The 22,393-nt window shown below is 56.4% G+C and carries 21 protein-coding genes and 1 pseudogene; 15 read left to right on the forward strand and 7 right to left on the reverse strand.

Annotation, left to right across the window (positions count from 1 at the left end; all coding sequences use genetic code 11):
• Positions 1-215 (forward strand): annotated as a pseudogene (locus EL26_RS26305) (hypothetical protein); the annotation flags it as partial.
• Between the two features lie 284 nt (positions 216-499).
• Here the strand turns inward: EL26_RS26305 and EL26_RS21450 are convergent.
• Positions 500-1,177 carry a hypothetical protein gene (locus EL26_RS21450; RefSeq protein ID WP_038094171.1) on the reverse strand — a complete coding sequence of 226 codons (678 nt, stop codon included), beginning with the start codon at positions 1,175-1,177 and terminating at the stop codon, positions 500-502.
• A 167-nt stretch (positions 1,178-1,344) separates the two neighbouring features.
• On the reverse strand, positions 1,345-2,061 hold the full coding sequence (locus tag EL26_RS21455) for a peptidylprolyl isomerase (RefSeq protein WP_038094173.1): 717 nt from the start codon (positions 2,059-2,061) through the stop codon (positions 1,345-1,347).
• A gap of 116 nt (positions 2,062-2,177) precedes the next feature.
• Here EL26_RS21455 and EL26_RS21460 point away from each other — a divergent pair, with 116 nt between their 5' ends.
• Positions 2,178-3,020, forward strand: coding sequence for an inositol monophosphatase family protein (locus EL26_RS21460; RefSeq protein WP_038094175.1), 843 nt, complete (start codon positions 2,178-2,180; stop codon positions 3,018-3,020).
• A gap of 173 nt (positions 3,021-3,193) precedes the next feature.
• On the opposite strand, the gene EL26_RS21465 is transcribed toward EL26_RS21460, so the two are convergent.
• Positions 3,194-4,399 carry a WD40/YVTN/BNR-like repeat-containing protein gene (locus tag EL26_RS21465; RefSeq protein ID WP_052036671.1) on the reverse strand — a complete coding sequence of 402 codons (1,206 nt, stop codon included), beginning with the start codon at positions 4,397-4,399 and terminating at the stop codon, positions 3,194-3,196.
• A gap of 145 nt (positions 4,400-4,544) precedes the next feature.
• On the opposite strand from EL26_RS21465, the gene EL26_RS21470 reads away from it, so the two are divergent.
• The 4 genes from EL26_RS21470 to EL26_RS21485 all read left to right on the forward strand — a co-directional run bounded on the left by EL26_RS21470 (position 4,545) and on the right by EL26_RS21485 (position 8,443).
• Positions 4,545-5,021, forward strand: a complete 477-nt coding sequence (locus EL26_RS21470) for a pyridoxamine 5'-phosphate oxidase family protein (protein ID WP_052036672.1) — start codon at positions 4,545-4,547, stop codon at positions 5,019-5,021.
• 14 nt (positions 5,022-5,035) lie between these two features.
• On the forward strand, positions 5,036-5,464 hold the full coding sequence (locus tag EL26_RS21475) for a VOC family protein (RefSeq protein WP_052036673.1): 429 nt from the start codon (positions 5,036-5,038) through the stop codon (positions 5,462-5,464).
• Positions 5,465-5,661: 197 nt separating this feature from the next.
• Positions 5,662-6,852, forward strand: a complete 1,191-nt coding sequence (locus tag EL26_RS21480; RefSeq protein WP_038094179.1) for a helix-turn-helix domain-containing protein — start codon at positions 5,662-5,664, stop codon at positions 6,850-6,852.
• A 298-nt stretch (positions 6,853-7,150) separates the two neighbouring features.
• Entirely contained in the window at positions 7,151-8,443 is a 1,293-nt protein-coding gene (locus EL26_RS21485; RefSeq protein ID WP_038094182.1) for a helix-turn-helix domain-containing protein, read from the forward strand.
• Between the two features lie 69 nt (positions 8,444-8,512).
• Here EL26_RS21485 and EL26_RS24195 read toward each other — a convergent pair whose 3' ends face one another.
• Entirely contained in the window at positions 8,513-9,325 is an 813-nt protein-coding gene (locus tag EL26_RS24195; protein ID WP_052036674.1) for a protease complex subunit PrcB family protein, read from the reverse strand.
• 140 nt (positions 9,326-9,465) lie between these two features.
• Between EL26_RS24195 and EL26_RS21495 the strand changes: the two genes are divergently transcribed.
• Entirely contained in the window at positions 9,466-10,020 is a 555-nt protein-coding gene (locus tag EL26_RS21495; RefSeq protein WP_052036675.1) for a CGNR zinc finger domain-containing protein, read from the forward strand.
• A complete protein-coding gene (locus tag EL26_RS24200) occupies positions 10,017-10,940 on the forward strand; it encodes a 50S ribosomal protein L11 methyltransferase (protein ID WP_052036676.1) in 924 nt (307 codons plus the stop codon). Before EL26_RS21495 ends, EL26_RS24200 begins: the two co-directional genes overlap by 4 nt.
• Positions 10,941-10,969: 29 nt before the next feature.
• On the opposite strand, the gene EL26_RS21505 is transcribed toward EL26_RS24200, so the two are convergent.
• Positions 10,970-11,179 (reverse strand): hypothetical protein, encoded by a 210-nt coding sequence (locus EL26_RS21505; protein ID WP_038094185.1) that lies wholly within the window; start codon positions 11,177-11,179, stop codon positions 10,970-10,972.
• A 77-nt stretch (positions 11,180-11,256) separates the two neighbouring features.
• Positions 11,257-12,522: an MFS transporter gene (locus tag EL26_RS21510; RefSeq protein WP_038094187.1), complete on the reverse strand. Its 1,266-nt coding sequence runs from the start codon at positions 12,520-12,522 to the stop codon at positions 11,257-11,259.
• 327 nt (positions 12,523-12,849) lie between these two features.
• Here EL26_RS21510 and EL26_RS21515 point away from each other — a divergent pair, with 327 nt between their 5' ends.
• The 4 genes from EL26_RS21515 (at position 12,850) to EL26_RS21530 (ending at position 18,294) form a co-directional block, all read left to right on the forward strand.
• Positions 12,850-13,797 carry a 4-hydroxy-3-methylbut-2-enyl diphosphate reductase gene (locus EL26_RS21515; protein WP_038094188.1) on the forward strand — a complete coding sequence of 316 codons (948 nt, stop codon included), beginning with the start codon at positions 12,850-12,852 and terminating at the stop codon, positions 13,795-13,797.
• Between the two features lie 175 nt (positions 13,798-13,972).
• Positions 13,973-15,658 carry a methyl-accepting chemotaxis protein gene (locus EL26_RS21520; protein ID WP_038094190.1) on the forward strand — a complete coding sequence of 562 codons (1,686 nt, stop codon included), beginning with the start codon at positions 13,973-13,975 and terminating at the stop codon, positions 15,656-15,658.
• Between the two features lie 160 nt (positions 15,659-15,818).
• The gene (locus EL26_RS21525; protein ID WP_038094191.1) at positions 15,819-16,874 is read left to right on the forward strand and encodes an ArsR/SmtB family transcription factor; all 1,056 of its coding nucleotides are present in this window, start codon (positions 15,819-15,821) and stop codon (positions 16,872-16,874) included.
• 166 nt (positions 16,875-17,040) lie between these two features.
• Positions 17,041-18,294, forward strand: a complete 1,254-nt coding sequence (locus EL26_RS21530) for an MFS transporter (RefSeq protein WP_038094192.1) — start codon at positions 17,041-17,043, stop codon at positions 18,292-18,294.
• Positions 18,295-18,352: 58 nt separating this feature from the next.
• Here EL26_RS21530 and EL26_RS21535 read toward each other — a convergent pair whose 3' ends face one another.
• Positions 18,353-19,450 (reverse strand): citrate synthase/methylcitrate synthase, encoded by a 1,098-nt coding sequence (locus tag EL26_RS21535; RefSeq protein WP_038094194.1) that lies wholly within the window; start codon positions 19,448-19,450, stop codon positions 18,353-18,355.
• Positions 19,451-19,647: 197 nt separating this feature from the next.
• Between EL26_RS21535 and EL26_RS21540 the strand changes: the two genes are divergently transcribed.
• From EL26_RS21540 to EL26_RS26310, 3 genes are read left to right on the forward strand one after another with little or no spacing between them, the layout of a single operon-like run.
• Entirely contained in the window at positions 19,648-20,502 is an 855-nt protein-coding gene (locus tag EL26_RS21540; protein WP_152559360.1) for a DMT family transporter, read from the forward strand.
• A 17-nt stretch (positions 20,503-20,519) separates the two neighbouring features.
• A complete protein-coding gene (locus EL26_RS21545; RefSeq protein ID WP_038094196.1) occupies positions 20,520-21,401 on the forward strand; it encodes a LysR family transcriptional regulator in 882 nt (293 codons plus the stop codon).
• Positions 21,402-21,428: 27 nt separating this feature from the next.
• The gene (locus EL26_RS26310) at positions 21,429-21,563 is read left to right on the forward strand and encodes a YgdI/YgdR family lipoprotein (protein ID WP_238546165.1); all 135 of its coding nucleotides are present in this window, start codon (positions 21,429-21,431) and stop codon (positions 21,561-21,563) included.
• Positions 21,564-22,393: the final 830 nt, after the last annotated feature.

The raw sequence follows: 22,393 nt of genomic DNA on the forward strand, positions 1-22,393 counted from the left end.
ACTTCGGGGACTTCGGGGACTTCGGGGACTTCGGGGACTTCGGGGACTTCGGGGACTTCGGGAACTTCGGGTTTCTACGGGTCTTCGAGCAGTTGGGCGTATCAAGGCGGTGGGCTCAACTCAACAAGTGGTACCGAAAGTTCCTCCCACTTCGATGCAGGATCTTCGACGGGGAAGCGGCTTGTCGATCGGTTCGGAAACTCGGTCTTCGGTGAGGGAGACGGAACTCAATATACACTGGAATACGGAAATTGGTATTACATTACGTGATACACCATCCATCTGAACCTCTTGCGTATGACAGCGAAATCGAGCCTATGGCCGTCATACGCAAGAGGATTTTTGTGTGCAAGCACAAAAAAGGCCTCAGTCCGGTGCCTTCCAAACTGAGGCCGTCGCCAAACGGGAACCCGTAACTTACTTGAATTTGTCGTTGACCTCATTCGTGAATTTTGCAAGCCGCTGATAGCCGACATCGCCCTGTTTATGATAGGACTCTTTACGAAACAGGCGGGTCTCCGTCTTTCACCGATTGCGTTCTCTGCCCGTTCGTTTGCTTCGGCTGATCGTCCTGCACCCGATTCAACCCCCACACCCGATCCAACGCTCTTGCATACGCATTGCACGCCGCATAATATTCTTCCCTCGCCGCCGTGCACTCCGCGCTTTCTTTCCCGACCGGGCAAGCCTTTGCTCTTTTTTCCGCCAACTCGGTCGTCCTCAGCCACATCGGATACGTTGGGTCGAACTCCCCAAGCGGCGGCGGCGTCTGCGTCGTATAAAAAGGATCGTCAAACAACGTCTGCCCCGAAATAACCGGCGACACAAAACGCTGTCCCGTCGTCGTCCCAAACCCCGGCGGATTGTACGAATACAACCACGTATTCGGAATCACATCGCTCGGAACCTGCTTCCAATACTCCGCCATCGCTTCCCTCACCGACTCCGGCAACCCCGGAAATCCCGGCCAAAACGGAAACGACGATCCCAGCGAATCGCGCAGAGCTTGCTCTTCCGCCAACTTCTCCGGCGACTTGCGCACTTTCCTTTTTTTCACCTTCGGAACCAACGGCACACCCTGGATGTTCGGCGGGATTTTATCAAACCCTTGGATCAACGGCTCTGTCGGTTTGTTTTGCGTTTCACGTGCTTCTCGATTTCTTCGCTGCTTCCCCATCGTCACACCCCTCTCCCCCACAGCCTATGCCGCTTCGCCCGCAGGACGTGCGAAATTGACAAATACGGGCGCAAACTCGACAATTTCCCGGGAAATCGACAGTGAGTTCCACACATGTCGAACAAAAAAAGACCCCGTCGCGCACAGGCGACAGAGTCTCGCAGGAATTACTGTTCGGCGATGTCCACCGAATTGATATGCACGTCTTCTTTCGGCTTGGAGTTCTCGCCGTTGCCGGACGGGCCGACCGGAGTGGCGGCAATCGCTTTGACCACGTCCATGCTCGCCGGGTCGACTTCGCCGAAGACCGTGTAGTTCGGCTGGCGGTTCAACCCTGCCACGTCATCGCCGCTTCCGATGAAGAACTGGCTGCCGTTGGTGTCCGGGCCGCGGTTCGCCATCGCGACGATGCCCGCTGCGTACGGTTTCGCCGGCGGAAGTTCGTCTTTGAACTCGTAGCCGGGGCCGCCGACACCGGTGCCCAGCGGGTCGCCCGTCTGGATCATGAACGTCTGCACGATGCGGTGGAATTTGATGCCGTCGTAGAAGTGGTCTTTCGCAAGAAACACGAAGTTATTGACCGTCAGCGGTGCTTTGTCAGCAAAGAGGTTGATTTTGATGTCCCCTTTGTTGGTTTTCAGCGTGGCCGTGTACTTCTTGGACTTGTCGATGGTCATGGCCGGGGCTTGGGAGTACTTGTTGTTCTTACTGGCCGTGTCGGCGCTGCCGCTGTCTTTCGCCGGAGTGGTCGTCGTGGAGTTGTCCTGTTTCGCCGGAGCCGGTGTCGTCGGCGCGGCCGAGGAATCGTCGCGGGAGCAGCCCGCAAGCAGGGTAGCGGCAAGCGCTGTGCACAGCAGTGCGCTCGTCCAATTGCGTTTCTTCATGTGTGGGATCCTCCAATCCAGATTCCGAAGCTTGTCCTCTTCCTATTGTAGCAAGCTGGAAAAGGTTCGCAAGTGGTACACTAGAAGCAAACAGGAAAGCAGAGGTGCGTCACTCCATGAACTCACGGCAAGAACTTGAACAGATCGCCATCCGCGCCGCCAAGGAAGCGGGCTGCTTGATCCGGCAGAAGTGCGGACGCGCTGCCCGCATGGAACTGAAAGCAAGCGAATACGACCTCGTCACCGAAGTGGACAAAGCGTGCGAAGAGATCGTCCGTCGCCATGTCGCGGAGCACTGCCCGACGCATCAGATTCTCGGCGAAGAGGGCGTGGCGCCGGGGGCGGAAGCGTCGGCGAAAGCGTTGGCAGAGAGTCGGGAAGCGGAATTTCTCTGGATCATCGACCCGATTGACGGCACGACGAATTTCGTGCACGGGTTGCCGTATTCGGTGGTGTCGATCGGGATTGCCCATCGCGGCGAAGTGGTGGTCGGCGTGATTTACGATGCGTTTCGGGACGAGCTGTTTACGGCGCGGCTGGGAGAGGGCGCGTATCTGAACGGGGAGCGGATGACCGTGTCGGAGGAAGCGACGTTGCCGCAAGCGCTGTTGGCGACCGGATTTCCGGTGGACGTGCGCAGGGCGCGGGCGATCAACATGCGCGGGATGAACGCGTTGGCGTCGACGGTGCGCAACTTTCGAGCGGTCGGGTCGGCGGCGATGCACTTGGCATATGTGGCGGCGGGGCGGTTGACCGGATTCTGGGAAGCGGACTTGAACGCGTGGGACTTGTCGGCAGGAAGCCTGCTCGTCCAAGAAGCGGGCGGCCGCGTCACCGACACCCGAGGCACCGACTACGACCTCGGCGTCCGGCACATCGTCGCCACGAACGGGCGTGTGCATGAGGAACTCGTGAAGGTGCTCGTGGAGTCGCAAGCAACAGGATACGAGACCGAGTAAAAAATCAGCACCATTCGCAAAATTGGCGCGCCGCTTTTTGCGGAAGTGAGTCGCTGTATCGAATCCTGAGTATGGACACTCATCGCGTATTCAGATGCGGTGCGTAAGTTTATCCAACTCCGTATAACGAAAAACCTCACCACCCTGCGCGGGGCGGTGAGGTTTTTTAATGTTTATTGCCCGGGTCCGAAGACGAATTCCTTCGTCCAAGTCTGTCCGGTGTTCTCCGTGTAATAGAGGACAGGGGGCTTTTCGTAGGAGGAGACGATCATCCAGCCTTGGCCCTGGTTGACGAACGAGAGCTGGCCGCCGGAGCCGGGCAACGACTGTTTGAAATTGCTCCACGTCTTGCCGCCGTCCAGCGTGTTTCCGGTGGAAATCGTGCCGTACCCGCACGCGGCGCAGAAACCGGAGACCACCGCCGTCTGCGAGTTGATCGCCTCCACGTACCCCGGTTTCGTTGCAGGACCGCTCGGCGAGGTGTTCGGCGTGTCGTACCCCGGCGCCGTGCCGCCGCCCGCCGTCGATTGCGCGATCACCGGATTCCAATGTTCTCCATTATCCGCCGTGTGGAAAACCGAATACGACGTCTGCGTCATGCCCGTACCGCCGATGATCGTCACCCACGCATCGTCCGCATTCGTCGCTTGTATCGAAGCGGTAACCGGCGGCTCCATCGTGGTGCGCGTGAACACTTTCGTCCACGTCTTCCCGCCGTCTATCGTGTGCTGTACGGTGAACGAATTGCCTTCTGAAGTCACGACCCAGCCGCGTGTCTCGTTGCCGAGCGCCGGTTCGCCCAACACGGGTTCCGACGGCAGGTTCATCACTTGCCACGTCTTTCCGCCGTCGTGCGTGATCTGGCCGCTGGCGATGCCCGTGGTCTCCGAGACGAAATGCAGGTCGTGAACATACTTCGGATGCGACACTTCGTTCCAATGCTTGCCGCCGTCGGTCGTCTGCATCACGACACCGCCCGCATCTCCTTCGCCGTCATGCCCCAGCGCCCAGCCCAAGAACGGGTTCAGGAACGAGAGCTTCTCAATTTCATACGGACCGCTGTACTGCACATTCCACGAGCGGCCGCCGTCTGTCGTGTTCAAGATAAACCCTTTGCCGCCCACCCAACCGGAAGTGGGATTGCCGAACTCGACCGCCTTCACATCATACGTCTGATGCGCGGGATCTGCCGGTTGCGAACTCGTCGGCGTGGTCGGAGCGGGCGTCGTTGCAGGAGCAGGAGCGGGTGCGGGCTCCGGGATTTGTTGCTGGTTCGAGGGAGGAGTCGGAGCTGCCGGAGACATTGTTTTTTGTCCGCAGCCTGTGAGAGCGACCGCGAGAGCTGCTGCCATCGCGAGATAGGTCATTTTTTTGTTCATCGAAAAAACCTCCTTGGCACGCGGTTCCTTCGCGTTATCTGATAGACGTTTACCAAAAAGCTGCCGTTACACGTTGACAAGAAATGGGTACACGACATATGATGTAACCATCAAAATTAATTTAGACGGTTAGGTGGTGTTTCGGGTGCTTTCAGGAGAAGAGCAGCTTCGGCGGCAGTTCGGCACGGAGGAGCAGGCGGCGAAGTTGACGGAGCGCTTGGTGAGTTCGCAGATTTCCGTTTTGTTCCGGATGTACATCGAGGGAAGCGAGTTTTTCTTCTTGGCGACGGCGAACCGGGCGGGGGAGTGCGACTGTTCGTTTCGCGGCGGCGGGCCGGGCGTTGTGCGGGTGCTCGATCCGCGGACGCTGGTGTTCCCGGATTATCCGGGCAACGGCTTGTACCAAAGCCTCGGCAACCTCGTCGAGAACCCGCACCTCGGGCTTCTCTTCCTCGACTTTGAAAAAGGCCAGCGTCTGCGCGTCAACGGCACCGCTCGCCTCTCGACCGAGCCGGAGGACTTGCAGTTGTTCCCCGGCGCGCTCTCCGTGGTGTTTGTCACCGTGAGCGAAGTGTACACCAACTGTTCGAAACGCATTCCCAAATTAGTCAAGGCGAACTAAGAGGAGGAAATGAGATGAGCAGAATGACGATGGGCGTTCACCATGTGGGGTTGTCTGTGCGGGATCTGGATGCGGCGCGGGAATTTTACACGGAGGTGCTGGGGTTTGACGTCGTCGGCGGCAAGGAAGGCACGTCGGTGTACATCACGGACGGCACGACGATGGTGACGCTCTGGAAGACCGCCGAGCAGGACGCGACGCTCGCGGCGGCGGGGTTGCATCACTTGGCGTTTCGCGTGGGGGACTTGGAGACGCTGCAAGAGTTGGAAAACCGCCTGCGCGCCCGCAACGTTCCGATCCTATACGACGGGCTTGGCGAGTACGGTGGGCTGGCGGGGATTTTTTTCTACGACCCGAACGGAATTCGGCTGGAAGTCACGTTTGAACACGGCGGCGACACCGGCGGGCTGCCCGCGATCGGCGGATGCGGCGGGCACGCGTGAGGTTGGTTCTTCTGCATGGAATAAGAAAAAGACCCTTGCGATCAGGGTCTTTTTCTTATTTATGATGAATACTCTGTACGAGGTAGTTTTTTCTTTTGTAAAATCTATGCAAATAAAGCGATTGTGATTATAATTAATTGGTACAACTTGTATTCGATTGGTTTATTGCGTAGATTGTTAAACGGGGGTCATTTCTAATGTCTACTCTTGAGAATACGGCTACACCCGAATTGAATAGAATCCCGTTGGGAAGAAGAATCACGGAACTACTGAAAGAAAAAGGGGAAGCCTACTCCATTCGTAGTTTTGCTGCCCAATTAGGAGTAAATCGAGAATCATTGCGCCAGATGTTGAACGGATCCAGAACCATTCTCCCGTCCGAATTGCAACAAATTGCGAAGGGGTTAGGGGTTTCGGTTGAGAGGCTCAAACAGATGGATTGTGTAAAAAAGGAACAAGAGCTGGCAACCATTCTACAGGCAAAAACGAGAACCAAGGTCATGATGACGAATGCGCTCTCTTTGGCGAATGAAGTAGCAAAAGTCGCCCAAGGATCGACAGAACGCGGCTATAGTTTGAATAATCTTGGCCGTGTGCAATATTTGTTGCGAAATTATGAGGAGGCCCATGAGTCTTGGCAGAAGGCTTTGCAGTTTGCGAAGGAAATCCATACCGAATATGAGGACAGCAACCTGCTCTATCTAGTGACAGCCAATCTCATGCTAACCCATACGGTACGCAAGGAATACAGCAACATCGAGGAAATGTTGCAAGTTGTAGAGACCGCGTTCGCGGAGAATCCTCGTGCAATGGGACTGACGCATTATACCCGTATGAAAATGCACGAAGCGCGTGGCAATTTTGATCGTGCCAGGAAACATGCGTATTTATCACTCGAAAACTATGAGCAAACTTATGATTCATTGCAGGTCGGGATTGCTATGATAAATGTTGCACACTTTGAATCTCTTCTTCAGAATTTCCTTGAAGCCGCCAAGATTCTTGCAGATGCCGTCCAGATTCTTCAGCCCTACGAGTATTCGCTTGTTTTTGCTGTGAATGAGCAGGTGAAAGTACTCTTGAAACTTGGTGAGCTTGAGACAGCAAAATCGTTGATCTTTGCTCATGTTGAAAACTCTAAGTCCTATCCAGATTTACATAACAAACTCCTCATATATCGTACGATTGCTGAACGTACCCCGGTTTTTGCAGAACGCGTACAGCAGGATACAGATGCAAGTCTTGAAATTCGTTTGCTGGCTTGTAAATGCTTGATTGAATATTACAGTTCAATTGATGACGCAGAATCGGTGTTGAGATATTATAAAATGGGGAGAATGCTCTCTGGCAAGAATAGTGAATTCTTTGACTGGGAGGCGAAGGTATGAAAAAGGGTTTTACGCTTTTTGTCATTGCAATGGGTCTCATTTTCTGGTTTGCCTCAGATCACAGCGCTTTGAGCAAGAGTGCGGATACGCATCCCGTAGACCCACTTGGAATCGTTGCATTTCAGCTGTAAAACGTACTTCCCTTCGAATTTTTTTCGAGGGGTTTTTTATGTCAGTAAGACCTTGTGACAATTAATAGGTCGACTGTGACATGCAGGTTTTATTGTAAATAAACAATTCGTAACGAATGTGGGGTACTCTTTTTACAGGTGATTATCTTGTAAAAGGAGTGAAGTTCGTGGAATCCTTCGGTCAACGTCTCCGCCAACTGCGAATGAAAAAAGGTCTGACCCAAACGCAGTTGTCAGAGGGCATTTTCACGCCATCGATGTGTTCGCAAATCGAGGCAGATAAAGCGAGACCGTCTTGGCGCGTTTTGGTGAAGATCGCGAAAAAATTAGAAGTGACACCGGACGAACTGATTGGCGACTCGGAAATGAACATGGTTGTCATCAGCGAATACCGCCTTGCCAAAGGGATGATCTCTGCTGGTGAGTTTGCAGGCGCGCTGCCGTTGTTGGAAAACGTCATCCGTGAAAACAACGGGAAACTAAACCCGTTCGAACTCCGATACGAGTATGGAAGATGCCAATTGGAGGTGAACCAACTCCGGGAAGCAGAAGAGACGTTTCAGCAATTGTTGGAGCATGCGAATTCCATCAACGGAAGCCAGATTCTTGCCGTGCGAGTTTTGCATCAACTGGGGCTCATCGAACGTAAGCGAAAACGCTATCAAGTCGCGGAACACTATTTATCTCTTGCGCTTGCAAAGTTGGAAGCAACCAAGGTTCGAGATGTCCATCTGCAAGCATCCCTTCTGTTTGCACTAGGTGATGTTCAAAAACAGTTGGGTCAGATGAAAAAAGCGCAGATCACCCTCCAACTCGCGGTGCCGATCTTAGGAGAGCGCGAGGATATTCAAGGATTGGGAGCCCTTTATATGAACTTGGCTCAGACCGCTCACAAAGCAGAAGAGTTCCAACAAGCCGCCGAGTATTCTCAACGGGCGGAATGGTGTTTTGAAACCTTGAACGCACAATGTGAAAAGTTGTCGGCGGAAGTTCGGCTGGCAGTTCTTCAAGCGGAGATGGGGGAGAGAGACAAAGCGATAACGGAATTGGAGCGGATCGCGGAGTCCTTCAAAAAACGATTTCGAAAAGAAGAAGCAGGGATCACCGCGATTGAACTTGCAAAACTATACCTCGCTAACGGAAGTCTTGACCAAGCAGAGGAAGCCAGTCAGACCGGCCGTACTCTGCTCCCGACCGTCCATCCCTACCAAGCATGGGCCGCGAAGGTGCAATCAGGAATTGCCAAAGCCCGCAGTCAGCACGTTGTGGCAGTCAAATATATGAAACAGGCAGCCGAATGCTTCAAACTCACCGAATGCCAAGCGGAGTATGAAGAAACCATGCAGGAACTCTCACGCTTGTATGAGTCACATGACGATTGCCAAAACGCATTGCGAGTCATGCACGAAATGTGGTCGTTCAATCGTCAAATGCGTGAAAGTCGGGGGGTTGTGTTATGAGCAGTTGAAGTTGTTTTTTCCAAGCAAGAAGAAAAGCTCCCGGCGCGTCGGCGCGGGAGCTTTTCTTATTTAAGCGGAGAGCGCTTCCGGGTTCAGCACGACGATCGGCTTCACTGTCCGGGCAAACCGCACCGCAAGTTGCGGGTAGGTGATCGCTTGCAGCAACATCGTGCCGGGAGCAGGTGTTGTCAACCCGACCGTCACTTCGATGCGAACGTCCGTTTCGTTGACGCCTGCGACGGTGATCGCGTACCCGCCCGTGCTGCGCTCGCCTGCGGAGAGCAGGAGATAGGTGGAATCGCCGCTGTCCACCGTCACCGCGCCGGAGGTGCCTTGCAACGCCGAAGCGGTGTCCTGCACGTTTGGCGGAAGCGTGGAGAGGTCCGTGATCACTTCATAAGGAATCGGAGCGCCAGAGGAACTCGTTGCGCTGGAAGAACTCGTGGCATCCGCAGCGTTCGAATCCGCCGGAGCCGTCGGCTTCATAGGAGCACCCGGCTTCGTCGGACCCGTCACTTGCGAGCCGCCCGCCGCCTGCAATCGCGCTTGCGTCCGCTCCGCCATCATGCCTAACTCCTCGCGCGTCAGATCGCGGTTGCCGTGGAACATCTGCTGGTCGTCGCCGACCACGATGCCCAGCGCATACAGCGTTGAAACCGCCTGCTGCTGCTCCGCCGTCATCGAACTCATGTCGTGAAACGGCGCGGGAACTCCTCCGGCGATGCCGAGGTTCATCGGCGGGAGCGCTTGGGCGAGGAAGACCGCTGCCTCGGCCCGTGTCAAACCGTCAGCCGGCTTGCCTGTCACGTTGGGGCTCAGTCCGATCTGGTTCATTTCCTCCATGAACTCGATCCGCGATACCTTCTCGTTGGAAGTTGCCATGAGACAACGCCTCCTCTTTTTTCGGAATGGGTTTTGAACCGCATGGTGTAAGTATACGGAAGAAATTACCTTTTGGCGACGGTGTTTTTATGTCGATTGAAATTTATTTGGTGTATACTCATGGGGAGGTGATGCAGGAGATGTTTTCCTATCATGGCGGGTCGCTGTGGCTGGACTTCGTGAACACACAGTCGTTGCACGAGGGCGAAGTTCGCGAAGGGTTACCGGAGCTGATCGATTTGCATACCTGGCTGCAGGGGGCGGGCGTAGAGGGGCTTGTCCTCGACGAGGAGGCGTTCGCCCGGCTCAAAGACCTGCGCGCCATCTTGCGCCGCATCGCAGAAGAGGGCGGCGTCTCTGCAGAGCGCCGGGCTTGGCTGAACGAACAACTGACCGCGCTGCCCGGAACGTGGCGGCTGACCGAGGACGCCCGCGCCGAGTTCACTCCGCGGGGCACCCCTTTGGCAAAAATGAACTGGCTGCTTCTGCACTCGCTGCTCGACTATCTCACGCACGGCCAACCGGCCCGTTTAAAAAAGTGCGGCAACCACCAGTGCATTCAATATTATTACGACACATCCAAAAACAACACGCGCCGCTGGTGCAAGATGGAGTCGTGCGGAAACCGGGAAAAAGCCCGCCGCCACCACCATCGACACAAAAGTAGCGCTTCGCAGGAGGATTCGACACCATGACTGAACACGAACCGCGCTATGTCGAATACGCGTTGACTGTCGAGGGGCATCGAACGGACGACGCCATCGCGCGTCTGCAAGGCAAAGGCATTGAGTACGTCTGGGAAGAAGCGCCGATTGAAACGTTCGTCACCCCGGACGGCTACGGATTTCAAGAAGCGGAAGTCGAGCAAGTCACTGTCCGCGCCTACGAAGAGACGGAGGAAGAGCTGACCCCGGACGTGCTGGAGCGCCTGCGCACGGAGATGGCGGCGTGGATGGGCGACCTCGCGCTGACGGTCGACGCGGTGATTCCGCAAGCGGTGACGGAAGACCCGGTGTATCAATTCACGGCGATTGAAGTGAAACCGGGCCTCGTCATCCGCCCGCCGTGGGAGGAAGAGCGCGGCGAGGGCGAGCGGACGATCGTGATCGAACCCGCCGCGGCGTTCGGCACGGGCGAGCACCCGACGACGCGGCATTGTCTGGAACTGCTGGACGAGATTCTGCAGACGGGCGATGCGTTCGCCGATCTGGGAGCCGGGTCGGGCATTCTCAGCTTGTTTGCGCGCATGAAGGGCGCGGAAGATGTGTTGGCGATCGACTTGAACCCTTCGGCGGAGAGCGCGATCCACTATCTGATGGAACTTAACGGGGTATCGGGGATCGACGTGAAAATCGCGGACGTGTTTGCGGAGTTTGCCGAGACCAAGCATCGTTTTGATGTCGTGGCGGTCAACATCGGCGGCCAAGAAGCGATCGACCTCTTGCCATTGTGCCTGCGGATCGTGAAACCGGACGGCACGCTGTTGCTCTCCGGCATCGTGGAATGGATCGAGGAGCAAGTCGTCGCCACGTACGCCGAACAGGGCTGGCAGGTCACGTCCCGCTTGCAAGGCGGCGAATGGGTCACGCTGGCCGTCAAACAACGTCAAAGTTGAACCATCCGCATCATCAACTCGATGTCCAGCTAGATCCGCAGTTTCGCCGTCTCGCAGCGGAAGACCGGCAGCAACGCGAGCGCTCCGCGTCGGTCGCGGGGCAGGGCATAAGCGGGCAGAGGAGCTGTTTGCATCTCGCAAGGGCGGGGCGTGGACAGTTCGGACACCATTCGTTCCACGTGCACGGACAGCAGATTCGGGCGGTTCGCTTCGCCTTCGGAAACTTCCGGCAGGTGCATTCGACGCGCACTTCCTCTCGTTCGACCTGTACGTACAAAAAGTGTATGAAAAAACCGGGAGGCCAACCCCGGTTTTTTTACATAGAAACACGTTTCTCTTTGAGTTGCGCCCGCACCGTCCGGTACGAAGGGAGCATCCGGCACACGATCGGCGCGAGCACTTCCAGCAGCCCGCACAGCAGAAACACGCCGCGCACGCCGATCACCGTCGCCAAGGACGTGCCGCACGCGATGGAGAGCATCGAGAACGGCCCGTTGATCGGCCCGAACGCGCCGTACACCCGTCCGCGCATCGTATCCGGCACGATGCGCTGAATCAGCGTGTCGGTGACGATCATGTTCACGGAGCCGATGATGCCAAACAGCGCGTAGCACACCATCGCCACCCAGAGCGTAGAGCTTTGCGAAAACACCACGACCATCAGCCCGTCAAACGCAAACGACGCCAAGAGCAAGAGAAACACCGGCAGTTTGGCGATCAAGCGCGGCGTCACCAACGCGCCGAGCACGCCGCCGACTCCGATCGAGGAGAACAGCAAGCCGACGCGGGCGGAGACTTGATCGGGCGAGTCGGAGAGATACTGCCCGACGAACACCTGCGTCAACGGCCCTTGCGTGGAGAAGCAGAACGTCATGATCACCGAGAGGAAAAACAGATAGGTCAGCACCGGTTCGGTGCGAATGTACGTCAAGCCTTCGCGCGCGCCGCCCCACATGCCGGCAGGTTTCGTTTTTTCCGAAGGGGGTTGTGCAGGTTGGGACGGCTGGACGGTGACGAGCAAGAGCACCAAGACGGTCAGCAGCTGCACGATCACGTTGACGGTGAATCCGGCGTGATAGCCGAACGTCGAGACGACCAGACCGGCGAGCGCCGGGCGGAAGAACTGGATCAGCGAGTTCATCGTCGCCATGAACGAGTTCATCGTCACATACTGCTCTTCGCGCACGAGCGTCGGAAGCAAGGCGCGGTGCGGCGGCGTTTCAAACGATGTGAACGTCGAGTGCAGCGCGGCGAGCACGAACAGCTGCCAGAGGTTGGCGGTGAACACCATGCCGAGCACCGTGACCGCTTGCAGAATCCGCGAGAGCATCAGCAGATTTCGTTTGTTGTAGCGGTCCGCCAAGAGCCCGGCGAGCGGAGCGAACAGAATCGACGGCAGCGTGTCGAGGATGCCCGACAAGCCGATCGCCATCGGGTTGTTGTCGCTCATATGCGCCGCTTGCGCCCAGAGCGCAAACAGCGTCATCGTCCCGCCGATCGACGACAGGTAGTAACTGAACGCGTAAAAACTGAAATTGCGGTTGCGAACCAAGTCGCGGTATAACGCCAAATCTTTAAACACAGGGCAACACTCCTCTCCCCAAACAGGGCAATCATAAAATCAGGGCAATGAAAAAAAGAGCATAAAAAAGCCGCGGGCGGCTGCACCACCCACGGCTGTACTCTCAGCGTGACACGCACTTCGGCTACTACTCGTGCGCGGTTGGTGATGTGCCAAAAATGGGCATAGCAATCCCGTTCAGACGAACATTGTTCATGAGAACTTTTGCCATGGCACATCCCTCGTTTCCTAGAAATTAACACCTGCATTCGATTATCCGTTACAACCCCGCTTCTTGTCAATCGCTGTGTTATACTGAGGGCAGGAACTACAGAGGAGGAACAGACGATGGAAGTCATTAAGATTTCGCCCCGCGGATACTGCTACGGCGTGGTGGATGCGATGGTGTTGGCGCAACAAGCCGCCAAGGACCTCAATCTGCCCCGTCCGATCTATATACTCGGCAAGATCGTCCACAACTCGCACGTCGTGGACGCGTTTGAAAAGCAAGGCATCATCACCCTCGACGGAGCGGACCGGATGGCGCTGCTCGACCAGATCGAGTCGGGTACGGTGGTTTTTACCGCGCATGGCGTGTCGCCGCAAGTCAAGGAAAAAGCGGCGGCCAAAGGCTTGACCACCGTGGACGCGACCTGTCCGGACGTCACCAAAACCCACGACCTGATTCGGGAAAAAGTCGCCAACGGCTACGAGATCGTCTACATCGGCAAAAAAGGACATCCCGAACCGGAAGGCGCGATCGGCGTCGCGCCTGACCACGTCCACCTCGTGGAGAAAGTCGCCGACATTGAAGCGCTGAACTTGAGCGCGTCGCGCATCCTCGTCACCAACCAGACCACGATGAGCCAATGGGACACCAAAGCGCTGATGAACGAAGTGCTCAAGCGCTACCCCGCGGTGGAAATTCACAACGAAATCTGTCTCGCCACGCAAGTCCGCCAAGAAGCGGTGGCGGAGCAGGCGGGCGAAGCGGACTTGACGATCGTCGTCGGGGACCCGGCGTCGAACAACTCCAACCGCTTGGCACAAGTGTCGGAGGAGATCGCGGACACGAAGGCATACCGCATCGCCGACCTCTCCGAACTGAAGTTGGAATGGCTGCAAGGCGTGCAGAAAGTCGCCGTCACGTCCGGCGCTTCCACGCCGACGCAAGTGACCAAGGAAGTGATCGACTTCTTGGAGCAGTACGACCCGCAAGACGCCTCGACGTGGGACACGACGTTCAAAGTGAACGTCGAGAAGATTTTGCCGCGTGCGAAAGAAAAATCGAACTAAATCGAGGGGGCACCCTTCCTGGCGAGTGAAGGGTGCTTTTTTACATTCAAGAACATGTTAATCTTCGTTCAAAATATTGTCGGGAGAAGCGATGACAACACTCTCAAGACATGGCATAATAGATGTATCCTCATTAGACAAATGTTATACGAGTAGATTGTTTGGGAGTGAGACCATGAAATTACGTACGAAAATTATCCTCTTATTCTCGGCGGTCATCACAGTCGGTACTGCTTCCATGGGTACGTTTGCCGGGATTTCAATCAACTCTGAAATCGTGACCTCTTCCCAAGAAAAGCTGCAGTCCGACCTTCATCTCGGACGCGAGCTCTTGGAGCAGAAGTACAGCGGAGATTGGGAGATCAAGGGCGGCAAGCTGTATAAGGGCGACACGGAAATCAACGACAAATTGGATGTCGTGGATCAGATCGCCAAAGCGACGGGTGACAATGTGACGATCTTCCAGAACGACATGCGGGTCGCCACCACGGTCAAGAAGGACGACGGAACGCGTGCAATCGGCACGAAAGTCAGCGACGCCGTCGCCGATACGGTCCTCAAAAAAGGACAAACCTACATGGGCGAGGCGGTTGTCGTCAATCAGCGGAACCAAGCGGCTTACGAGCCGATCAAGAACGCCAAGGGCGAAGTCATCGGCATCTGGTTTGTCGGCGTGCCGTCGACGAAGTTTGACAGCATCGTTTCGCACTTCCAAAACAAAGTCTGGATCTTCGGCATCGTCGGGTTGATCGTCGGCATCCTCGTGGCGGGAGGCGTTGCGGAATACGTCGTCCGTCCGATGCGTCGGGTGACGACGATCGCCCAGCGCGTCGCCGAGGGCGATTTGACGGTCGAGCCGCTCAACACCGCGCGCAAGGACGAGTTCGGACTCTTGGGCCGTTCGGTCAACGAGATGGTCGCGAACTTGCGCGGTTTGATCGGACATGTCAACGCGACCGCCGAGCAAGTGGCGTCTTCGTCGCAAGCGCTCTCCGCGACGACCGATCAGACGGCGGAAGCGACGGAGCAGATCACCGAGAGCATCCAGCATGTCGCGCACGGCGCGGACCAGCAAGTCGCCAGCGCTTCGAAAGCGGCGCGCGCGATTGAAGACCTGTCGAACGGCATTGAGAAAGTCGCGGAAACGGCGATTGCCGTCGCTGAAACGTCCTTGGACGCAGCGCGGGAAGCGGAGCAGGGCAACGACTCCGTTCAGAAAGCGGTTCTGCAGATGGATGCGATCGCCGGTTCGGTCAACACGACGGCGTCCGGCGTGAAGCAGTTGGAGACGAGATCCCAAGAGATCGGGCAAATCGTCGAAGTCATCACCGGCATCGCCGCACAGACCAACTTGCTGGCGCTCAACGCCGCCATCGAAGCGTCGCGTGCGGGCGAGCAAGGCCGCGGGTTTGCAGTAGTAGCCGACGAAGTGCGCAAACTTGCCGAGCAGTCGAGTCTGTCGGCGGGTCAGATCGCCAACTTGATTTCGTCGATCCAAGAAGAGACCACCAAAGCGGTGCTCTCGATGGACGGCGTGATCGGCGAAGTGAAGTCCGGGACGCAGGCGGTGTCGGAAGCGGGCGAAGCGTTTACCCGCATCTTGACGGCGAACCGGATGGTGGCGGATCAGATTCAAGACGTGTCGGCGTCTTCGCAAGAGATGACGGCGAACTCGCAGCAGGTCTACGAGACGGTCGGCGAGATGATGACGATCGCCGAGCAGTCCGCGCAAAGCTCGCAGACGGTCGCCGCCACTTCGGAAGAACAGCTCGCTTCGATCGAAGAGATCGCCGCTTCGTCCGAAACGCTCGCGCAGATGGCAAGCCAGATGCGCGAGGAGATCGGCAAGTTCAAGCTGTAAGTCAATTCGGATCAAACCCGTAACAGCTGTAAAAGGACCTCGATTCCTCGGGGTCCTTTTTTGTGTGCAAGTAGATTTTTTGTTGTTCGATAATTTTAGAAGGCATTATTCTATGTATATCGAATAAGTGATCCACAGGCATGAAGAGGAGGTTTTTTCCATGAGAACGCTCGACCTGAGTACGCGAAAACCAACCTACACGGTGGACGTGCGGGCATCCTTGCTTTTTGAATGCGTGTTGGGTCTCGCGGCGGTGACGTACGCCGAGATTCGAGATTCGTTGGAGCGCAAGACACCGGAATGGGAGGACATGATGTCCCGGATGGGGACAGAGAACCGGGAGGAGCTGGAGTATTGCGCCAAGCAGAACACGTGGCAAGCGTTGCTCAGGCTGTTGCACGGATACGGCGGAGCGGACTTGGCGGAGTTTCTTCGCTATGTACAGGGCTTATCGGAGGAGGAGTTTCGTTATCAAGTGTTGCCTCCGCTGGGCGGATTCCGGGAAGAAGAGTTGCGCCGTCTGGCGGCGAGAGGGGATGCGGAGGCGGCGCGCGAGTTGACCGCGGCGGCGGCGGGGCGAGGGTTTTTGGTGAGCTACATCCCCTTTTTCTTAAAGGAGGACGCGGATCGCTTGAAAACGCACTTGGTTCGTCTCATGCACAGTTGGTACCAAGCGGCGATCGCGCCTCGGGAGGAAGAATGGGCGAGTATCTTGCAGCGTGAAACAGATGCGAAACGCGCCATGCAAAAACGAATGTCTCCGGAAGCGTTCGTCGAATGGGCGACGGGGAGCGCCTACCTGCCCGAAACGGGCGTGCAACAAGTTTTGCTCGTCCCGCAGATCGCGTATCGACCTTGGAAGATTCAAGCCGACTTGTCCGGCACGAAGGTGTTTTACTATCCGGTCAGTGACGAAAGCCTGTACGGGGACGATGATCCGTATCGCCCGTCCGCTGAGTTGGTTCTGCTCTGCAAGGCGCTTGGCGATGAGAACCGGCTGCGGATCTTGAAACTGTTGCACGAACGGGAGCGCACCCTCCAAGAGTTGACGGAGACGCTCGACCTCGCCAAATCCACGATCCACCACCACTTGGTTTTGCTGCGTTCCGCCGGATTGGTGATTTCGAATGGGACGGTGTACGTGTTGAAACCGTCTCGTTTGCGGCAGGTGGAGTCGAGCTTGGAGGCTTACATCGGTCTCACACACGAGGGATAGTGCCCCTTGGTTTCCAAGAGGAAAAACGCAGGGGCACACCTGCAGGGAGGTACTGGAATGTTGGCTTCTCGTAGAAAAAACGCAGGGGTACTCCTGCAAGAAGGGCATTTGCTGCCGTCTTTCAGTAAGAAAAAACGCAGGTTTACTTGTGCAGGGAGGTGCTTGAATGCCAGCTTCGATTTGGAAGAATCGTGATTTCCTCTGGTTGTTCAGCGGCCGAACGGTCTCGCAATTCGGCACGGCGGTCACCACGTTTACGATCCCTTGGTTGTTGTTGCTGACAACCGGTTCTGGGACGTTGACTGGGATCGCGTTTGCCGTCGGGTTTGTTCCGTATCTCTTCGTCTCTTTGCCCGCCGGCGTCTGGGCGGATCGCTTCAACCGCAAGACGCTGATGATGCTGGCGGACTGCGGCCGCATGGTGTTGTTGCTGACCATTCCGGCGGCAAGTCTAAGCGTCGGTCATGTTCCGATTGTACTGCTGTATCTCGTACAGGCGGGGGTCAGTTTGTTTTCCGCCGTTTTTGATGCGTCGTACGGTGCTTGTCTTCCGAACATCTTGGAGCGGTCGCAGTTGCAGCAAGGGAACGCCGCGTTGCAGACCTGCTTTTCGATGAGCCGCATCTTGGGACCGGTCGTTGCAGGCGTGCTGATTTCGATGCTGGGGGCGGCGAACACGCTGGTTCTCGATGCGATCTCCTACGCGGTTTCCATCGTCACCTTGTTCTTCATCCGCGCTTCTTTCTCCGCTTCGACACGAACGACCGACTCGGGCAAGAGCGCGGGTGCACGTTCGGGCATGCGGGCAGACATCCAAGAAGGCATGCAATTCGTCTGGCAAAATCGAACGATTCGGATGTTGGCGTTTTTTACGATGCTCGTGAACTTTGTCGGGCCCGGCATGGACCTTGCGCTGTTGGTTCGGATCAACGATGAACTGCATCTCGCATCCGGTTGGGCGGGGATCATCATGGCGGGGTTGAGCGGAGGCATGGTGGCAGGCTCCTTGGTGATCGGGAAAGCCAAACAGCGATTCTCGATGGGAGCTCTCATGACCGTCACGACGGTGGGGCAAGTGATCCCGCCGTTTTTGCTCGCCACGCTTACGAATCCGGTCGCCATCTTGCTGACGCAGGCGTTTGTTGGTTTTTTGCTGATCGCGTGGGGGGTTCAATCGACGACGTTGCGGCAAACCATCGTCCCGGATCATCTGCTGGGGCGTTGTGTGAGCGTGTTCCGGTTGATCGCTTGGGTTTCCATTCCGGCAGGCGGGACAATCGCGGGGATGGTGAGCCAAGTTGCGGGTTCGTCGCTGTATTTCCTTTTTTCCGGCATCGTTCTCGGATCGGTGTGCCTGTTGTGGATCGGCAGCAAGATGCATCGCGTGAAGATGGAGGTCGCAACGGCAGAAAACAAATAAAGCCATCGGGTCTACGAGACAGCAGTTCGTAGACACGATGGCTTTTTGCTTGAAGCGATTACTCCGGCATGATCCCGGTGTAGTTCGATTGCGGGCGGATGATGCGCATCTGCGCCGCTTCGAGGATGTGCGCGCACCAGCCGACGGTGCGGGAGACGGCGAACGTCGGCGTGAACAGCGAGTCCGGCAAGCCGATGGAGCGCATGACGATTGCCGCGTAGAACTCGACGTTGACGTTGAGCTGACGGCCCGGCTTGAACTCTTGCAGCAGTTTCAGGCCGGTGTTCTCGACGTGCAGCGCGAGATCAAACCACGGATCGTCTTTCGCCAGTTCTTGGGCGACGACGCTCAGTGCGGTCGCGCGCGGGTCGCGGGTGCGGTAGACGCGATGGCCGAAGCCCATCAGGACGTTGCCGCCCTCCAGGCGTTTGCGCATCCACGGCTCGGCGTTTTCCTTGGTGCCGATCGCTTCGATCATTTCGGTGACTTCCGACGGAGCGCCGCCGTGACGCGGGCCTTTCAGCGCGCCGATCGCGGCGGTGACCGACGAAACCAAGTCGGATTGCGTAGACGCCACCACGCGTGCGGCGAACGTCGACGCGTTCAGCCCGTGCTCTTGCGTCAAAATCAAGTACGCGTCCAGAGCGCGCACATGCGCGGCAGTCGGTTGCTCGCCTTTGAGCATGTACAGATAGTTGGCGGTGTGCGTCAGATCGGTGCGCGGCGCGAGCGGCTCGCGGTTGTTCAAGCGCGCATAGCGGTGCGCGATAATCGTCGGCAGCTTGGCCGTCACTTCAATAATCTGTTGCAGCGTCGGCGGGAACGACTCGCCGGAGACGTTGATCGCGGACACGGCGGTGCGCAGAACGGACATCATGTCGACGTCAGCCGGAATCGAATCGATCAAACTCTGGATGTGCGCCGGAAGTTCGCGCTGTGCCGCCAATGCTTCCACAAGCGCTTTCAATTCTTCGGCGTTCGGGAGATGCCCGTACCACAACAGATGTGCCACTTCTTCAAACGTATGATGAATGGCGAGGTCGCGCGCCCAGTGATTGCGATAGACGAGCACCCCGTTTTGTCCATCGACCAAACTCAAATCGGTTTCTGCTACGACGACGTTCTCCAAGCCCGGAGATACGATGAAGTCTGCCATGAAATTCCATCCCCTTTCTTCTATCTTCATTATATCGACACAAAAAGCAAAGGGGAAATAGAGGTTTGCAGGGGGTACGATTATGAATCTTAATCGTTTATACTGAGTTTAGCGGGATAAGACCCCAAAATCACCAAAGCAAGGGGCGCAAAATTCCTCTACACTGAAAAAAAGAACGCACGCCTGGAGGGATTTGTGTGAAACCGAAAGACATAGGGATGCTGTTGACGTTGGCCGCGCTGTGGGGCTCGTCGTTTCTGTTCATGCGCGTGGGCGCTCCGGTGCTCGGACCGGTGATGTTGATTGAAGTGCGCGTGTTGCTGGCGGGGATCTCCTTGTTGGTGTTCGCCGCCGTGCTGAAACACAAAGTGCGGATTCTGCACAAGTGGAAACACTATCTGGTGCTGGGCGCGTTCAACGCGGCGCTGCCGTTTACGTTCATCGCGACCGCCGAGTTGCATCTGTCGGCGTCGCTGGCGGCGATTTTGAACGCGACGACGCCGCTTTTTACAGCGGTCGTGGCGTGGTTGTGGATGAAGGAACCGTTTACGTGGAAGAAAGCGCTCGGGATTTTTGTCGGAATTTTCGGCGTGGCGATTCTCGTCGGGTGGGACCCGGAGAACAGCGGCGGGTCGATTTTTTGGTCGGTGGTCTGTTCGTTGTTGGCGGCGTTGCTGTATGCGGTCGCGGGCGTTTTTTCATCCCGTTCCTTCAAGGGAGAAACTTCGATGGACATGGCGATCGGGCAGCAGTTGGCGGCGGCGCTGGTATTGTTGCCGGTTTCGCTGTTTGTGATTCCGGACGAGGTGCCGTCTTGGGACGTGGTCTGGTCGGTGCTGGTGTTGGCGGTGTTCTGCACGGCGGTCGGGTATTTGTTGTACTTTGCCTTGATGAAGAGCGTCGGGCCGGTCAAGACGTTGACCGTCACGTTTATCGTGCCGGTGTTCGGGACGATCTGGGGCGCGCTGTTTCTGCAGGAAGTCATCACGGGCCAAGTGTTCGCGGGGATGTTGTTGATTCTCTTGAGCGTGTTCTTGGTGTCGAGAAAATAAAAGCATGAGGTGAAGCTATGGATGTCAAACTGCTCCGCACGTTTGAGATGATGGCGAGGGAGTTGAATTTCCACCGCACGGCGGAACGGCTTTTTTTGGCGCAACCGACCGTCTCGGTGCACATTCGGCAGTTGGAGGAGCAAACGGGCTATCAGCTGGTGGAGCGCACGGGCCGCAAAGTCCGGCTGACGGCGGCGGGCGAGCGGTTTCGTCTGCATGCGCTGCGGATTTTGCAAGCGCATGACGAAGCGCTCTCCGACCTTGCGCGCTGGAAAGCGGGCTACGACGACCGCTTGGACTTGCTGTTGTCGCCGGTGTGCGCCGAGCATCTGCTGCCGTCGTTGTGGAAGCAGTTTGCCGCCAAGCACCCGAATGTGGAATTGCGGATCTACACGACGCGCTCGCCGTCTGTGGGGCCGGGCATCGCGGCGGGGCGTTCGCATATCGGCATGGCGTTGTTGCCGTCGCAGCACCCGGACACGGAGACGCGGGTTTTTACTGAAGGAGATGTGGTGTTGGTGGGACCGAGTTCGATCGACCCGCAGACGGTGGATTATCGCGAAGTGTTGGCGGAGTATCCGCTGCTGACGGACAACCACCCGGAGTATTGGGGGCAGATTCTGCACCAGTTGCACGAGACGCAGGCGCCGATCCGCCCGATGCCGGTCAACCAGACGCACGTTACCCGCAAGCTGATCGTCGAAGGGGTGGGCGTTTCGTTTTTGCCGCGCATGGCGATTGCGGACGACTTGCGGGAGGGGCGGTTGGTGGAGTTCGCGACGCCGGACTTGCGATTGCCGCGTTCGAACTCGTACATCATCACGCCGCGCAACAAAGTATTGCCAAGAGCGGCACAAGATTTTTTGGCGCTGTTGGCATGGAATCCTCCGATTTCGTGATACAATAAGGGGAGGAGGTGTTGTACGATGAAACTGCGCCAATTGATGATGCTGAGCCTGTTGATTGTGGTCTCCCTCACGTTTACCGGTTGCGGCGGCAACATGGCCATGCATGAGCAAGACGGTTCCATGGGCGGCATGCACATGGAGATGAATAAGTAAAAAACGAACCGCAGACGAGTGGGTCTTGCGGTTTTTTTCATTTTGGCTACATTGAGGGTGACAACTTCAGAGACACGGGAGCTTGGTTGAACCGGGCTGAGAGGATGGGAACTCTACCATCGACTGTTACACCTGATCTGGGTAAATCCAATTGTTCTAAAGGTGTGTTGAAGACGGATTTTTTTTGAAAGTTCTTTCGGTACTCTGTATTTCGGGTCTTAGGTTGTGACCGCATGAGTATACAAGTTGTAACGGTAATTCTGTTTCTTATTCGACGTTTGGTTGCCTTTGTCTATGTTTTTTATCATGAAACGCTTCGAACTACCGGGGAATGAAAGTGCTGTCGGATGCGCAGAGGAAATGGGTTAAATTGGGAAATAGTTGTGGAGGCTGTTTCCTTGTGAGGAGGACAGTTTTTATGTGGAAAGTAGATATTCTCTCCATGAAAGGGATGAGATATACTAGTAAGGGGATACTAAGTATGGGATTCGAGGAGTTTCGAGGATCGGGCGGGTTTTGGAGCAGAAAGGTGATCCTCGAAAAAAATCGTGGCCCACGCCTGGAAAGAGATCGCGGGAACCCGCAGTATGAGTGGGTTTGATTCAGGGCTTCGCGGTCGGTATCAATCCTAGACCCGAGTAACAGGGGACTGAAAGTCGCCAAACACGAACTTTGACGTATAGTACGGCCGCGTATCAATCCTAGACCCGAGTAACAGGGGACTGAAAGTTCGGCTCTAGATGAATCTGGCCGAGATCGGTCGGAGGTATCAATCCTAGACCCGAGTAACAGGGGACTGAAAGTGCTAAAAATCCAGAGCTTACAAAGAT

This window comes from Tumebacillus flagellatus, assembly GCF_000714935.1.
Taxonomy (GTDB): domain Bacteria; phylum Bacillota; class Bacilli; order Tumebacillales; family Tumebacillaceae; genus Tumebacillus; species Tumebacillus flagellatus.

Coding starts and splice junctions, on each gene's coding strand:
- EL26_RS21515 (WP_038094188.1), top strand. CDS start 12,850: ATGGAAGTCATTAAGATTTCGCCCCGCGGATACTGCTACGGCGTGGTG.
- EL26_RS26310 (WP_238546165.1), top strand. CDS start 21,429: ATGAAACTGCGCCAATTGATGATGCTGAGCCTGTTGATTGTGGTCTCC.
- EL26_RS21505 (WP_038094185.1), bottom strand. CDS start 11,179: ATGCACCTGCCGGAAGTTTCCGAAGGCGAAGCGAACCGCCCGAATCTG.
- EL26_RS21545 (WP_038094196.1), top strand. CDS start 20,520: ATGGATGTCAAACTGCTCCGCACGTTTGAGATGATGGCGAGGGAGTTG.
- EL26_RS21535 (WP_038094194.1), bottom strand. CDS start 19,450: ATGGCAGACTTCATCGTATCTCCGGGCTTGGAGAACGTCGTCGTAGCA.
- EL26_RS21465 (WP_052036671.1), bottom strand. CDS start 4,399: ATGAACAAAAAAATGACCTATCTCGCGATGGCAGCAGCTCTCGCGGTC.
- EL26_RS21475 (WP_052036673.1), top strand. CDS start 5,036: ATGAGCAGAATGACGATGGGCGTTCACCATGTGGGGTTGTCTGTGCGG.
- EL26_RS21520 (WP_038094190.1), top strand. CDS start 13,973: ATGAAATTACGTACGAAAATTATCCTCTTATTCTCGGCGGTCATCACA.
- EL26_RS24200 (WP_052036676.1), top strand. CDS start 10,017: ATGACTGAACACGAACCGCGCTATGTCGAATACGCGTTGACTGTCGAG.
- EL26_RS21525 (WP_038094191.1), top strand. CDS start 15,819: ATGAGAACGCTCGACCTGAGTACGCGAAAACCAACCTACACGGTGGAC.
- EL26_RS24195 (WP_052036674.1), bottom strand. CDS start 9,325: ATGGCAACTTCCAACGAGAAGGTATCGCGGATCGAGTTCATGGAGGAA.
- EL26_RS21480 (WP_038094179.1), top strand. CDS start 5,662: ATGTCTACTCTTGAGAATACGGCTACACCCGAATTGAATAGAATCCCG.
- EL26_RS21495 (WP_052036675.1), top strand. CDS start 9,466: ATGTTTTCCTATCATGGCGGGTCGCTGTGGCTGGACTTCGTGAACACA.
- EL26_RS21450 (WP_038094171.1), bottom strand. CDS start 1,177: ATGGGGAAGCAGCGAAGAAATCGAGAAGCACGTGAAACGCAAAACAAA.
- EL26_RS21530 (WP_038094192.1), top strand. CDS start 17,041: ATGCCAGCTTCGATTTGGAAGAATCGTGATTTCCTCTGGTTGTTCAGC.
- EL26_RS21460 (WP_038094175.1), top strand. CDS start 2,178: ATGAACTCACGGCAAGAACTTGAACAGATCGCCATCCGCGCCGCCAAG.
- EL26_RS21455 (WP_038094173.1), bottom strand. CDS start 2,061: ATGAAGAAACGCAATTGGACGAGCGCACTGCTGTGCACAGCGCTTGCC.